The organism is Flavobacterium sp. 90 (genome assembly GCF_004339525.1).
GTDB lineage: Bacteria > Bacteroidota > Bacteroidia > Flavobacteriales > Flavobacteriaceae > Flavobacterium.
Genome location: NZ_SMGE01000001.1, coordinates 982,250 through 996,855, shown reverse-complemented (window position 1 = coordinate 996,855; position 14,606 = coordinate 982,250). Strand labels below are relative to the sequence as shown.

Sequence of the window (14,606 nt, the reverse complement as noted above, 5' to 3'; positions counted from 1 at the left end):
GTTTTAATTGGTAGTTTTCTTTCAAAAAATAACATCTAAAATCCCTTGTAAATAGAATTGATTTGAGATATTTGCGATAAAAAACCTAATAAAACTTTGAATACCCCGTTAAACCTTTGATTTCTTTGTTAGTCTTACTAGCATAACTAACCCTTTCTTATGACCAAATCTCTCGCTTATCTATTGTTTTTTCTTCTTATTTGTTCTGTCTCGAATGCGCAAAGCAATGATATTGTGATCAAAGGAATCATTGTTGATATCAATACGCAGTTGCCGCTGGAAATGGCGACCGTCTATTTTTCTACCGTTAAAGATTCTACCGTTATCGAATATGCAACGACAGATAAAAATGGAGTTTTTAGAATCAACACTAAAAAAATAGATAAACCTGTTTTTCTGAAAGTAAATTATATGGGATATCAGCCTTTTGTTGAAGAACATAAAGGGATTTTGGAAAGCAAAGATTTTGGAAAACTATATTTATTAGAAAGTGTAAATGCGCTGGATAATGTAGTAATTAAAACCGAAGCGCCACCAATTACAATCAAAAAAGATACTCTGGAGTTTAATGCATCTTCTTATAAAGTTCGTCCGGATGCCAATGTTGAAGCTTTGCTAAAGCAATTGCCCGGCGTTGATGTTGATAATAACGGAAAAGTTACCGTAAACGGAAGGGAAGTAACGCAGTTTTTAGTCAACGGAAAGACCTTTTTTGATAAAGACGGAGCTTTGATCCTTAAAAATTTGCCTGCCGATATTATCAAGAAAGTTCAGGTTTCGGATTTTAAAACCAAGAAAGAAGAATTTGCAAAACAAGAATCAACCTCCGATTATTCGAGTATAAATTTGACGATTGACGAAAAGAAAAATAAAGGTTTCTTCGGAAAAATACTCGGTGGTTTCGGTTCTGATGATCGTTATGAAAGTAGTTTAATGCTGAATTTTTTCAAAAATCAACAGAAAATAAGTGTATTAGCTTCTTCCAATAATATCAATTCGACAGGCTTTTCTATGGATGATGTTTTTGATAGTATGGGCGGAGGACGAAATAGTAAAAATATGAATCAAAGTTCCGGAGGCGGAAAAGGAATCACGCAGTCTAATTTGGCAGGAATTAATTATTTTGATGCATTGTCTAAAAAATTGGACATTACGAGTAGTTATAATTTTTCGAATTCGATTAATAATAATGATAGTAAATCAAATCAAGTTAATTTTTTACCAACGGGAAATATTCTTACGGCATCTGATTCGAAATCAAGAAGTGAAAATACCGGAAATAAGGTTAATCTGGAGTTAGATTACAAAATTAATCCAACGACTCATATTTATATTGCGCCAACTTTTAATCAAACCAGAGCAAATAGTGATTCAAAATCAAGTACAGCATCTGAGGATGAAAACGGTGTCGCATTGAACGAAAGCAAGTCAGAATCTAAAAGCGAAAGCACGAATAATAATTTTATGAATGCGATTAATTTCAATAAAACTTTTGAAAAAGAATCGCGCAATCTAAGTTTCGTTTTTAATAATAATAATACCAGAAACGATTCGAATACAATGAATCTTTCTCAAACTATATTTTATCAAGACGGAAAACCAAACGATGAACGAAATCAAAACAGTAAAAACAATACAAGTTCTGATTCTTATACTTTGGATTTGGAATATACAGAACCTATTACAGATTCATTGAAAATTAGATTTGGTTCTGATTTTGACTGGCAAAAAACAGTAAACGATCAAAAAACGTTTGATTTTAATGCTGCTACAGAATCCTATTCTGATTTGAATTTATCGTTGACAAATTACATCAGTTCAAGACAAAGTTCAGTAAGTCCTAAATTTGGAATTACATTGAAAAAAAGTAAATTCATCATAAATCTTAGCACCAAAACTTCTATTATCGATTATGATAATCATTCTCTTTACTTAGGAAATTCAACTGATTTGAATAAAACATATGCTTTGCCTTTTGCAAATGCATTGATAAGATACAAATTCAGCCGTTCTAAAAACCTGACTTTAAAATATGATTATTCGAATTCGCTTCCGAGCGCTACGCAATTATTGCCCGTTTTAAATTTGATGAATCCGTTGAATACCGTAATTGGAAATCCAAATTTAAATCCGATAGAAAAAAGCAGCGCAGGAATTGATTTTAAGAATTTTGATTTTAGAACACGTTCGGGTTATAGTATGTTTATCAAAGCAGATTATTATAATAATGATGTTGTTTCGACTTCGGTATATGACGATAGCGGAAAAAGAACAACTACTTATGCCAATATCTCCGGAACTTATATTGCATCGATTGGCGGAAATTGGAATCAATCGGTAAAAAGAGATGCACACGTTTTGAGATATGGTTTGGGAATTAACGGAAGCTATTCTTTTGATAAAGGTTTTACAAATGCTGTTTTGTACAACGCAAAAGCAATAGCAATTACACCAAGAGTTTATCTGACGTATGAATATGGGGAATTATTGTCTATTTCGCCATCATACAGTTTGACTTATAATGAAACTAGTTATGAGAATTATACGCGTGATGCGACTTCGAATGTGGTGCACAGAATCAATTTGCAAACCACGAATTACTGGCCTTTAAATTTCATTTTCGGAAATGATTTTGGATATACTTATAATTCTAATATTTCGAGTGACTTCAAGAAAGATTTCTTTCTTTGGAATACAAGTTTATCGTATGGATTTTTTGATAAAAAACTATATGCAAAAATTAAAGTTTACGATGTCTTAAATCAAAATCAAAGTGCCACAAGAACTATTTCGGCAACGTCAATTCGTGATGAAGAAAATACAGTTCTTAAACGTTACGTCATGTTTTCTCTGGCCTATAAATTTGGAAATTTTGCAGCCGCAGAAAAAGGAGGGAAGAGAAGAAGGGATTAAAGGTACAAAGGTTCAGAGGTTCGAAGGAACAAAGGTTTTTCCGTAGAGGCGCACAGCAGTGCGTCTTAGAAAAGGTTCTAAGTTTCTGAGGTTCTGAGCTGCTAAGGTTTTTTAAAAATTGTAAAACGACAAAGGTTTTATCGTAGAGGCGCACAGCAGTGCGTCTTAGAAAAGATTCTAAGATTCTAAGGTTCTAAGGTTTTTTTGAATTGTAGAGCGACAAAGATTTTATCGTAGAGGCGCACAGCAGTGCGTCTTTTTTATGCCCACAGATTTTACGGATTGAACAGATCTAATTGAAGTTAGAGGCGCACAGCACTGCGTCTTTTTTTTGAATTCAAATTAAATTTCAAGGAAAATTATCTAATTGCCACATTATCAAATTACCACATTATCTAATTTTCCTGTCAATTCTATGATAAAGCGTAAAACGAATAATATCCCGATCATAAAAATCAAGACCGCTTGCACGTCGCTGAAAGCTTTTTAGATAGCCAACTTCTAAACCAATATTAGGATTAAAATGATAACGCAATGCGACATAAAATCGGTTTTGATCAAACGTATTTTTTCTATTATCTTCTCCAAAATTAAACATGATTTCATCAGAAATAGTTGCTTTTAGGCTTCGTTTTTCTTTTTTCCAAAGATCAAAAGTCGATTGTAATCTATATCTAAATCGGTAAGCAAAAGAAAAATCATCCAATAATTCTATTTTATTGGTTTTTTGAATAAACCGTTCTTCAAGTTGAAAACGATTGTGAAATGTAATTTTTCCAATATCGTTTATGAAAGTAATATCTTGTTGAACTCGATATTCCGGAACAGAGAAATCCGGATCGATATTAGGATCTTGAGTATTTACATTAAAATAAGCAAAACCTCCTCCTAATTCTGCAAATTTATTGACGCGATAACGACCTTGAACTCTTATAACAAATAGATTTTCGTGAACAGGATTTAAAAAACTGCGATTGTCAAATTCAGAGTGAATTGCCCACTTTTCCGTTATAGGTAAAATGTTATAATATCTAATCCAGGTAAGGGTTTGCTGATCTGTTTTCTTTAGATTTTGTGCCGATAAAAATGGACTTATAAGGCCAAATAAGAACAGTGTTTTGACAAATTTCATCTAATCTATATAATTCAGGCTGCGAATATATACAAATGAGAATTGATTTATAGAAGTATAAATTGATTTTTAAATTCGTTTTAAAAGCTATTTTGTGATTTCATGATTGGTAATAAAAAAGCGAGGTAAGTTTAAAAACCTACCTCGCTTTGTGTATATAAAAAATTAACTAACTGACTACAATTTGTATTTCAATGTGATTCCGTATGTTCTTTGATCTCCAATTACACCTGCATATTGTCCTGTGTTTCCACCAGCAGGCAATAATTGTTCGTAGTAATCTTTGTTCAATAAGTTACGTCCCCAAAAGTGAATCGATAAACCTTCGGAAGCACGGAAACCTAAACGAGCATTAAAGATCGCATAACCCGGAACGATTAAGTATTTTGAAGCTGAAGGGCTTGAAGAAAATTCAGAACGTGCATAAGAATCAACAGCAAGGAATATTTTTCCAGCGTTTCCAAAGAATTTAGCATCATCAGAAAGTTCACCACCCAATGATCCTGCCCATCTTGATACACCAGGCAAATCTGTTCCTGAAACATCTTTATAAGCTACCTGAACTCCTCCAACAGTAGTTCCTGTTTCTTCTAATGGAAGTGGTGCATTTGTGAATTTCACATAAGTACCTTCAGTATAAGTTGCAGCACCATTTATTGTTAGATTTCTGTTTACTACAAAACTAGCGTCTAATTCTGCACCTCTTACACGTACTTTATCTGCATTAGCAAGATATCCACGGTTTACACCTAATTCAGCAGCCTGAACGTTTGTTTGGAAATCTTTAATCTCAGTATTAAAGAATGCTAAGTTGAATACTGAATTTCTGAAAGGAGAAGTTTTTACTCCAATTTCATAATGATTTACTTTCTCTGGTTTGATTACCGAAAGATCTAATAAAGGCTGACCTTTTGAATCTGTAGGAAGTCCGGCTACGTTTACTCCAACTGGTTTGTAACTTTTTGCATAAGTCGCATAAGCATTGATTTTGTCAGACGCTTTATAAGTCAAAGTTAAGTTTCCTGAGAAGTCAGTATTATCAGTATCTGATGTAAATGCCTGATCTGAGTAAACTGATTTTTGCAAAGCAATTAATGCAGGATCAGTTGTTTGAAGACCACCGTATGTTTTACGGGAATAATCAGCTGATTTCTTGTCAAAGTTATATCTTAAACCTGGTAATATATGGAAACGTTCTGTAATTGCCCAGTCTAATTGTCCAAATACCGCAGCACTTGATGATCTGATACTAGCGTCAGTTTTGATTCCGTATCCTTCAAAAAGTCCTGGAGTTTTCCATAAGTTACTTGTAGTACTTTGAGCAAATCTCCATTGTGCGTTACCAGATTCTTCAGTACCATTTGTTTTTGATGTTTGGTCGATGAAAAACACACCTACAACACCACTTATTTTAGAGGTAAGCTGACCAGCATAACGAACTTCTTGTGTAAATTGAGTTTGTCTTGTTGGGTTTTGAGATTTTGCTAAAACTTGTAATCCTGTAAAATCTCTATCATTTGAAGGATCCCAGTTCCAGAATCTCCAAGCTGTAGTCGAAGTAAGAGTTCCGCCTCCAATTTTTGTATCAATGTTCAAAGATATACCTCCCATATCCTGATTTGAACGCCATGGAGTATCGTGGTCAATTTTACGATCAAAAGCGTTTAAACTTGGTAATTGATAATTCAGGTCTTTAATAATAGCATCAAACTGACGGTAAGCAGCTCTTTTTGTTGGAGCAACTCCGGCAACTACTTGCGCATATCCATCAGGACGTTGCGTTGTAATATCTGCGGCTAATATAATATTGGTATTTTCTGAAGGAGTATAAAGTAATTGACCTCTAATTCCTTGATTGTTTAAGGTGTTTGTAGGTCTTCCTGTAGCAACATTATCGATTAAACCATCACGTTGAGTACCTGAAAAAGATATACGACCAGCTAATTTTGAAGTCAAACCTCCGGTAATAGAAGCTTTAGCTTGCAAGAAGTTATAATTTCCGTAGCTTACTTCGAAGTCAGCGCCAGAAGTAAAACTTGGTTTGCGAGTAGTAATGTTGAACGCTCCAGAAGTCGTGTTTTTACCAAACAATGATCCTTGTGGCCCACGTAAAACCTCGATTTGTTCTACATCAATAAAATCTAAAGTTGTAGCAGCAGGGCGAGCGTAATAAACACCGTCTACATAGAAACCAACTCCGGGATCGATTCCGTCATTTGTAAGTCCAAATGGTGAACCAAGGCTACGAATATTGATACCTGTATTTCTAGGATTTGAAGAATAAAGTTGTACAGATGGAACAAGTTCTTTAATACGATTTACGTTAAAAGCTCCGGTTTGTTCAGCTTGTTTACCAGTAATAACTGATATTGCAATTGGCACATCCTGAACTTTTTCTATACGACGTCTTGAAGAAACTACAACTTCAACAAGTGCATTTTCTTCGTTAAGAGTTACTTGTAATGGAGCTGTTGGCAAAGCAGTAAATTCTAACTCAGTAGTTTTATATCCTACATATTGAACCAGAATTGTAAAAGGAACTTTTCCTCTTGTATCAATTATGAATTTTCCGTTTTGATCAGAAGTTGTATTAGAAGTTGTTCCTTTAATAACAATGTTTGCTGCTTCAAGAGGAATATTTTCATTTGTAAAAACTATACCTTCAACAGTTTGTGCAAACGAAACAGAGAAGGTTAAAAATAATAATATTGTTAGGGTGTTTTTTATAGAATTTTTCATTTTCAGATTAAGTATATGTGATTAGTAGAATTTAAAATAAATTTTTTTTTACCAACACATACATATCATAAACGAATTGCTATTCACGGTAGTGAATTGATTTTGATTTCTTTGCAAAAGATTTTTGGTTACACCTGATTTACTGTAATTTACTTTCATGGTTAAAACTTTGTAAATGATTTGTTAATTATTTTCTGCAAATATAAATATTAATTCTATCGATTTACTAGGAATTAGAAAATATTTTTTTATTTTTTTATAAGGGAGGCTATAGTAATGCCTTGCATCGCTTTAAGAGTTTCGTCGCGAATAAGCATCAAACCATGTCTCAGACTGCATTCTTCCTCGGTTTTACAATCAGAACAAGGTTCGTAAAAGTTTAAAGAAGCACAAGGTAAAAGTGCAATTGCACCGTCAAATAATCGATGAATTTCGGCAAGAGTTATTTCATTTTTGGACTTTATAAGATAATATCCGCCAAATTTTCCTTGTTTACTACTCACAAAACGACCACGTTTTAGATCTAATAAAATTTGCTCTAAAAACTTTTTAGGAATGTTGGCTCCATCAGCAATTTCTATAGTTTTAGAAATGTGATTTTCGTCTTGTTCTGCTAAATAAAGTAAGGCCTTAAGGGCGTATTTTGCTTTATGTGATAACATCTTTAGGTATTAAATTTTACAAAGTTCTATTAATAATTCTTGTGCCGGTAAATAGCCAAAATTAAAAGCTTTTTTTAAATCTGAGCAATAATCTCCTTTTATTTTGAAATTAATAAAATAAAGTGCTCTATTAAAGTATACTTCTGAATTTTCAGGCGCTAATTTTACAGCTTCATTAAAATCAAGTAAAGCATCTTTTGAATTAAGCATTGCTTTTGAAATGGCTCTATTCTGAAACGCATCTACTGATTTTGGGTCAATTGCGATAACTTTATCAAAGTCGGCTATTGCTTCCTTGTGTAAATTTAGTTCTTTTTTTAATAATCCCCTATTTTGATAGGCTGATATGTTATTATCAGGCTTTAAAGCGATACTTTTTGAATAATCGTCTATTGCACCCGTACGATTGAATATTTTTCTCTCGGCAAAAGCTCTATTAAAATAAGCCTTTTGAGAATTTTTATCTAAAGAAATACATTTTGAAAAATCTGCAATGGCACTTTCGTAATCCTTTAATTTTATACTTAGATTTCCTCTGCTAAAATAAATATTAAAATCATTTGGTGTTATCGAGAGCGCTTTGTTATAATCAGCCAATGCTTCCGGATAATTTTCACTTATATAATTATTATAACCTCTGTAATAATAATTCTCTGCACTTGGATTCTGTAGAATAATAGTATTTAATTCTTCAATTTGTTTACCGCTTTCTATTTTATCATTATCAAAAAACTCTTGTGAATAAGAAGTGAAATAGGAACAAAAAATAAAGAAATAAAAACTAATTTTCATAAATGATTTTAAACTTGAAACAAAAAACTGAAAACTGCGACTGAAAACTGAAATTTACCAGCCTCCGCTAGAACCTCCACCAGAGAATCCGCCGCCGCCAAAACCTCCTCCGAAGCCTCCGCCACCGCCAAAACCTCCACCGGATGATCCGCCACCGAAACCTCCACCAAATCCGCTTCCGCCACTTCTGCCAAGACTACTTAAAAGAATAACATCAAGAAGGCTAGGACCTCCACCGCCATTATTGCCTGAATTTCCTCCACCGCCTTTATTTCGCGAAAGTAGAATTAATACAATTACAACAATTACAATAAATGGGAATATCGGAAAATCTTTTCCTTTGGTTTGTTTGCGTTCGCCTTTAAATTTCCCTTTAAAGACATCAATTATAGCATCTGTACCTTTATCAAGACCATTATAAAAACTTCCTGCTTTGAATTCCGGGATAATAATATTTCGGATAATTGTTCCGCCAATTCCTGCTGTTAAGCGATCTTCGACTCCATATCCTGGATTAATGGCAATTTTCTTTTCGTTTTTTGCCAGTAAAATGACAACACCGTTATCGTCTTTTGCAGTTCCTCCAATTCCCCAGGTTTGTCCCCATTTTGTAGCAAGCTGACTAACATCTTCGCCTTTTAAACTTTCGATTGTAATCACTACAATTTGGGTTGTAGTTGAATCTGAATAACGAATTAGTTTTTCTTCTAATTGTGCTTTTTCAGAAGCGCTTAAAATATTAGCATAATCGTAAACAGAAGTTTGAAGACTTGGTTTTTCCGGAATTGTAAATTGTGCAAAAGCACCATTACAGGTAAAAAACGCTAACAGTAAAAAGGTAAACTGAAAAATTCTTTTGGAACTTGAGATTTTATTTTTGAAAATTTTCATTGTTTATCCTTTTGATATTTCGTTTGATAATTCATTAGTGTCATCTTCAGACCACGGAAAGTATTTTTTTAATTGTTCACCGGCATTCAAAATACCGTCGACAATACCTTGTTTAAAATTTCCTGATTTAAATTGCTCCACCATTGCATCTTTGGTACAATCCCAAAAATCTGATGCTACAACATCATTTATTCCTTTGTCTCCGCAAATAGCAAAAGTTTTATCTGCTACAGCAAAGTAAAATAAAACACCATTTTGAAGTTGTGTTTCATTCATTTTTAAATCATAAAAAACTTCTAAAGCCCTGTCAAAAGGGACTTTAGAAGTCGTTTGTTCTATATGTACTCTAATTTCGCCAGAAGTATTTTGTTCTGCTACGCGAATAGCTTCTACAATATCTTGCTCTTCTACTTTGGATAAAAAATCTTCTACTTTTGACATTGAAATAATTTTAGAGTTTAGATTGTTGATTTTAGATTTTTGCCTAAAATACTAAATGCTTTTTTAGAATTTTACTTCAACTGGTTTTTCTGCACCTGCAACAGCTTCAAAGTATGGTTTTTCTTTGTAATCCAAGAACCATTTGTTTGGAATTGCAAGAACATATCCGTTGTAATCTTGTACAGCTTCGTTAAAACGAGTTCTTGCTGTTAAAATTTGGTTTTCAGTACTAGCCAATTCATCTTGTAATTTCAAGAAGTTTTCGTTTGCTTTTAATGTTGGATATTGTTCAACAGAAACTAATAATCTTGATAAAGAAGAAGATACTCCGCTTTGAGCCTGGTTAAATTGAGAAAGTTGCTCAGGAGTTACATTACTTGGATCGATTGTTACAGAAGTTGCTTTTGCACGAGCCTCGATAACAGCTGTTAAAGTCGATTTTTCGAAATCAGCTGCACCTTTTACAGTATTAACCAAGTTTCCAATAAGGTCATTTCTTCTTTGGTAAGTAGTACTTACATTTCCCCATTCTTTGTTAACTGCCTGGCTTTTTTGTAAACCTGTATTTTTAATTCCAATTGACCAAAAAGCAATAATAGCAATTAGTACAACAATAATTCCTACGGGGATTAACCATTTTTTCATATCAGTTTTGATTTAAGTTTATTTCTAATTATTGATTATTAATGTTATAATTCGTTTTTAATCTCGTTTAATTGTGTTTTTATGGACTCTAATTTACGTATTATTTCGAATTTATCTAATGTTTTCTTCTGTCCCTCTTTCAAATGTGTTTTGGCGCCTTCAAGAGTAAAACCTCTTTCTTTGACCAAATGATAGATCAATTGCAAGTTTGTAATATCGTCCGGCGTAAACATTCTGTTGCCTTTGGCGTTCTTTTTAGGTTTCAAAATGTCAAATTCGCTGTCCCAAAAACGAATCAATGATGCATTGACATTAAAAGCTTTGGCAACTTCGCCAATACTATAATATCTTTTATCTTTTGAAAGCTCAATATGCATATTTTTTAATTTTCTATTTTATCCAAAAATACTACTTTTTGCAGTATTAATCTAATGACTGATTTTCCTGATTTGCCATTTGCGAAATTGCCACATATTCGACAGCTGAAATATTTCCGTAATAAAAGTTCAACGGATTTACGACTTTTCCATCCTTGTGAACCTCATAATGACAATGCGGACCTTCAGATCTTCCGGTACTTCCCACGTATCCAATAACATCGCCACGTTTGACATGTTGTCCGGGATGACAGTTGTATTTGCTCAAATGCGCGTATAAACTTTCGTATCCAAAACCATGCCTGATCACAACATGATTTCCAAATCCTGACGCTGCGGCATCGGCTCTTTCTACAACGCCATCGCCTGTGGCATAAACTGGAGAACCTGTGTTAGCGGTAAAATCCATTCCGTTATGCATTTTTCGCACTTTCGTGAAAGGGTCAGTTCTGTATCCAAAACCCGAAGCCATTCGCTTTAAGTTTTCATTTCGAACAGGCTGAATCGCCGGAATTGCCAATAATAAATTCCCTTTTGTACTCGCCAATTTCAAAATTTCATCCAGTGATTTTGACTGAATCGCCAATTCTTTAGACAATCTGTCAATTCGTTTCGTTGTATTCAACACCAATTGAGAGTTGTTATAACCTTCTAAAATTTTATAACGTTCAGGATTTCTAAAACCTGCTTTTCGAATAGAATCCGGAATTTCAGTTTTATTAAAATAAACCCTGTATATATTGTTGTCTCTATTTTCTAATGCTTCAGTTACATCATCAATTTCGTCCATTTTTTTGTTTAAAATGGCATATTGCAATTTCAAATTCTCAATTTCACGTGCTTGCAAACGATCTTTTGGCGTTTCGAAGTAAGGCGTGTTGATTAATAGTATAAAAACAAAAAAACCAAACAAGGCTGAAGCTACCAAAAACAGTATTGCATAGCCAATTTTGATCCTTTTTCTGGTTTTTATTTTCGTATAAGCCAGATTTTCTGAGTCGTAATAATATTTTACTTTCGCCATATTTTAAAATACCCTATTTTTGCAGCTTGTAAAATAAGTTAGTCGAACAAATTTAATAAATGTTTCAGTTGTTCGAAGCTTTTTTTCAAGAATTAAATAATTAGATAATTGAGTCAATTTGATAATTAGATAATGTATAAGGAGACGATTTATTGCTTAGAACTGTAAGTTTTTTAGTTTAAAATTATCTAATTATCACAGTATCAAATTGGCACATTAATAAACAGATACATTTTCTTAATTTAAATATGAAATCACAAGACGTACGTAAACAATTTCTAGACTTTTTTGAGAGCAAAGGCCATACTATTGTGCCATCAGCTCCTATTGTGCTTAAAGACGATCCAACCTTAATGTTCAATAACTCGGGAATGGCCCAGTTCAAAGAATATTTTCTAGGAAACGGAACGCCAAAAAGTCCAAGAATAGCCGATACGCAAAAATGTCTTCGTGTTTCAGGAAAACATAACGATCTTGAAGAAGTTGGTATTGATACCTACCACCACACCATGTTTGAGATGTTAGGGAACTGGTCTTTTGGTGATTATTTCAAAAAGGAAGCAATCAACTGGGCTTGGGAATTACTGACAGAAGTTTATAAAATTCCAAAAGAAAACCTTTATGTTTCTGTTTTTGAAGGAAGCAAAGAAGATAATGTTCCGTTTGATCAGGAAGCTTGGGATATCTGGAAAGAATTAATCGACGAAGACCGAATTATTCTTGGAAACAAGAAAGATAATTTCTGGGAAATGGGAGATCAGGGACCATGCGGACCTTGTTCTGAAATTCACGTTGATTTACGTACTCCGGAAGAAAAAGCTGCTGTTTCAGGAAAAAGTCTTGTAAACAACGATCATCCGCAAGTAGTTGAAATCTGGAATAATGTATTCATGGAATTCAACCGTAAAGCTGATGGATCATTAGAAAAACTTCCTGCACAACACGTAGATACCGGAATGGGATTTGAGCGTTTGTGTATGGCATTGCAAGGTAAAACATCAAATTATGATACAGATGTTTTTATGCCTATTATCAGAGAAATCGAAACAATTACCGGAGCACATTATACTGTTAAAGCATCAAATGAGGCTGAGGAAAAAGTAAATATTGCAATTCGTGTTATTGCAGATCACGTTCGTGCGGTAGCTTTTGCTATTGCCGATGGTCAGTTGCCGTCTAACACCGGAGCTGGTTATGTGATTCGTAGAATTTTGCGTCGTGCAATTCGTTACGGATTCACTTTCTTAAATATTAAGGAAGCTTTTATCTATAAATTGGTAGAAACTTTGAGTGAGCAAATGGGAGATTCTTTCCCTGAAATCAGAACTCAAAAAGCACTTTGTTCGAATGTAATTCGTGAAGAAGAAAACTCTTTCTTACGCACACTTGATCAGGGATTAGTACTTTTAGATGCTGTAATTTTGAACAATACAGGAGATACAATCGACGGTAAAAAAGCTTTTGAATTGTATGATACTTACGGTTTTCCTATCGATTTAACAGCTTTGATTCTTTCAGAAAAAGGATTGAAATTAGACGAAGAAGGATTTAAAGAACAATTGCAATTACAAAAAGAAAGATCTCGTGCAGCTTCAAAAGTAACTGCCGGAGACTGGAATGTAATTGTAGAAGATGATATTCAGGAATTTGTAGGTTATGACAGATTATCGCACCAGGTAAAAATCACTAAATACCGTAGAGTTGATAGTGTAAAAGATGGTGAAATTTATCAATTGGTTTTCAATGCAACTCCGTTTTACGGAGAAAGCGGAGGACAAACGGGAGATAAAGGATATCTTGAATCTCAAAACGGAGACATCGTTTATATTATTGATACTAAAAAAGAGAACAACCAAACGATACATTTGGCAAAATCGTTACCGGAAAATTTAACCGGAACTTTTAATGCTGTTGTTGATGCAATTCAAAGAGCAAAAACTTCGTCAAATCACTCGGCTACGCATTTATTGCACCAAGGTTTGCGTAAGATTTTAGGAACTCATATTGAGCAAAAAGGATCTATGGTTCGAAATGCTTCATTGCGTTTTGACTTTTCTCACTTCTCTAAAGTTTCAGACGAAGAATTAAAAGAAGTAGAGAATTTTGTAAATGCAAGAATTCGTGAGAGTTTGCCATTGATCGAAAAAAGAGCAATTCCAAAAGATCAGGCTATCGAAGAAGGAGCAATTGCTTTGTTTGGAGAGAAATACGGAGATTTGGTTCGTATGATTAAGTTTGGTGATTCTGTCGAATTATGTGGAGGAACTCACGTTGCAAATACATCTGATATCTGGCATTTCAAGATTGTTTCTGAAGGCGCTGTAGCATCAGGAATCCGAAGAATTGAAGCAATTACAAGTGAAGCTGCAAAAGAATATTTTGAGTCACAATTGCTTTCTTACGAAGAAATTAAAGAAACGTTGAAAAATGCTCAGGATCCTGTAAAAGCAATTCAGTCTTTACAAGAAGAAAACATTCAGTTGAAAAAACAATTGGAAGTATTATTGAAAGACAAAGCTAAAAACATGAAAGGTGATTTGGCTAAAGAATTACAAGAAATAAACGGAATCCAATTCTTAGCAAAACAAGTTGATTTGAATCCGGAAGGAGCAAAAGACTTAGTTTATGAATTAGGGAATTTAGGTAGTAATTTATTTTTACTTTTGGCTACAGTCGAAGAAGGAAAACCAATGTTGACTTGTTATATTTCTAAAGATTTAGTTGCAGACAGAAAACTAAACGCAGGACAAGTTGTTCGCGAATTAGGAAAATATATCCAAGGAGGAGGAGGAGGACAACCTTTCTTCGCAACCGCAGGAGGTAAAAACGCTGACGGAATTGCTGAGGCTTTGGCTAAAGCGGTTGAGTTCGTGAAGTAAGTTTTTAATCTCGCAAAGACGCAGAGTCGCAAAGTATTTTATATGCTTTGCGACTTTTTTTAAGTTTAATAATTTTTATGTAAGCTTTTTCTTTAAATTTATAAAAAGAGA

General features: G+C 33.7%; 11 protein-coding genes. 2 read left to right on the top strand and 9 right to left on the bottom strand.

What is annotated here, in order from left to right; all coding sequences use genetic code 11:
- The first annotated feature begins 159 nt into the window (after nt 1-159).
- On the top strand, nt 160-2,913 hold the full coding sequence (locus tag C8C83_RS03925) for an outer membrane beta-barrel protein (RefSeq protein ID WP_121326521.1): 2,754 nt from the start codon (nt 160-162) through the stop codon (nt 2,911-2,913).
- Nucleotides 2,914-3,304: 391 nt separating this feature from the next.
- Here C8C83_RS03925 and C8C83_RS03920 read toward each other — a convergent pair whose 3' ends face one another.
- The 9 genes from C8C83_RS03920 to C8C83_RS03880 all read right to left on the bottom strand — a co-directional run bounded on the left by C8C83_RS03920 (nt 3,305) and on the right by C8C83_RS03880 (nt 11,616).
- Nucleotides 3,305-4,045, bottom strand: coding sequence for a DUF2490 domain-containing protein (locus C8C83_RS03920; RefSeq protein ID WP_121326520.1), 741 nt, complete (start codon nt 4,043-4,045; stop codon nt 3,305-3,307).
- Between the two features lie 177 nt (nt 4,046-4,222).
- Nucleotides 4,223-6,784, bottom strand: coding sequence for a TonB-dependent receptor (locus tag C8C83_RS03915; protein WP_121326519.1), 2,562 nt, complete (start codon nt 6,782-6,784; stop codon nt 4,223-4,225).
- A 248-nt stretch (nt 6,785-7,032) separates the two neighbouring features.
- A complete protein-coding gene (locus C8C83_RS03910; RefSeq protein WP_099711089.1) occupies nt 7,033-7,446 on the bottom strand; it encodes an Rrf2 family transcriptional regulator in 414 nt (137 codons plus the stop codon).
- Between the two features lie 9 nt (nt 7,447-7,455).
- Nucleotides 7,456-8,238 (bottom strand): tetratricopeptide repeat protein, encoded by a 783-nt coding sequence (locus tag C8C83_RS03905; RefSeq protein WP_121326518.1) that lies wholly within the window; start codon nt 8,236-8,238, stop codon nt 7,456-7,458.
- 54 nt (nt 8,239-8,292) lie between these two features.
- Nucleotides 8,293-9,129: a TPM domain-containing protein gene (locus C8C83_RS03900; RefSeq protein ID WP_121326517.1), complete on the bottom strand. Its 837-nt coding sequence runs from the start codon at nt 9,127-9,129 to the stop codon at nt 8,293-8,295.
- A 3-nt stretch (nt 9,130-9,132) separates the two neighbouring features.
- On the bottom strand, nt 9,133-9,570 hold the full coding sequence (locus C8C83_RS03895; RefSeq protein WP_121326516.1) for a TPM domain-containing protein: 438 nt from the start codon (nt 9,568-9,570) through the stop codon (nt 9,133-9,135).
- Nucleotides 9,571-9,633: 63 nt separating this feature from the next.
- A complete protein-coding gene (locus tag C8C83_RS03890) occupies nt 9,634-10,215 on the bottom strand; it encodes a LemA family protein (protein WP_121326515.1) in 582 nt (193 codons plus the stop codon).
- A gap of 44 nt (nt 10,216-10,259) precedes the next feature.
- The gene (locus C8C83_RS03885) at nt 10,260-10,592 is read right to left on the bottom strand and encodes a MerR family transcriptional regulator (protein WP_035685071.1); all 333 of its coding nucleotides are present in this window, start codon (nt 10,590-10,592) and stop codon (nt 10,260-10,262) included.
- 46 nt (nt 10,593-10,638) lie between these two features.
- The gene (locus C8C83_RS03880; RefSeq protein ID WP_121326514.1) at nt 10,639-11,616 is read right to left on the bottom strand and encodes a peptidoglycan DD-metalloendopeptidase family protein; all 978 of its coding nucleotides are present in this window, start codon (nt 11,614-11,616) and stop codon (nt 10,639-10,641) included.
- Between the two features lie 248 nt (nt 11,617-11,864).
- Between C8C83_RS03880 and alaS the strand changes: the two genes are divergently transcribed.
- On the top strand, nt 11,865-14,495 hold the full coding sequence (alaS, locus tag C8C83_RS03875) for an alanine--tRNA ligase (protein ID WP_121326513.1): 2,631 nt from the start codon (nt 11,865-11,867) through the stop codon (nt 14,493-14,495).
- Nucleotides 14,496-14,606: the final 111 nt, after the last annotated feature.

Coding starts and splice junctions, on each gene's coding strand:
- C8C83_RS03890 (WP_121326515.1), bottom strand. CDS start 10,215: ATGAAAAAATGGTTAATCCCCGTAGGAATTATTGTTGTACTAATTGCT.
- C8C83_RS03920 (WP_121326520.1), bottom strand. CDS start 4,045: ATGAAATTTGTCAAAACACTGTTCTTATTTGGCCTTATAAGTCCATTT.
- C8C83_RS03880 (WP_121326514.1), bottom strand. CDS start 11,616: ATGGCGAAAGTAAAATATTATTACGACTCAGAAAATCTGGCTTATACG.
- C8C83_RS03895 (WP_121326516.1), bottom strand. CDS start 9,570: ATGTCAAAAGTAGAAGATTTTTTATCCAAAGTAGAAGAGCAAGATATT.
- C8C83_RS03915 (WP_121326519.1), bottom strand. CDS start 6,784: ATGAAAAATTCTATAAAAAACACCCTAACAATATTATTATTTTTAACC.
- C8C83_RS03925 (WP_121326521.1), top strand. CDS start 160: ATGACCAAATCTCTCGCTTATCTATTGTTTTTTCTTCTTATTTGTTCT.
- C8C83_RS03910 (WP_099711089.1), bottom strand. CDS start 7,446: ATGTTATCACATAAAGCAAAATACGCCCTTAAGGCCTTACTTTATTTA.
- alaS (WP_121326513.1), top strand. CDS start 11,865: ATGAAATCACAAGACGTACGTAAACAATTTCTAGACTTTTTTGAGAGC.
- C8C83_RS03885 (WP_035685071.1), bottom strand. CDS start 10,592: ATGCATATTGAGCTTTCAAAAGATAAAAGATATTATAGTATTGGCGAA.
- C8C83_RS03900 (WP_121326517.1), bottom strand. CDS start 9,129: ATGAAAATTTTCAAAAATAAAATCTCAAGTTCCAAAAGAATTTTTCAG.
- C8C83_RS03905 (WP_121326518.1), bottom strand. CDS start 8,238: ATGAAAATTAGTTTTTATTTCTTTATTTTTTGTTCCTATTTCACTTCT.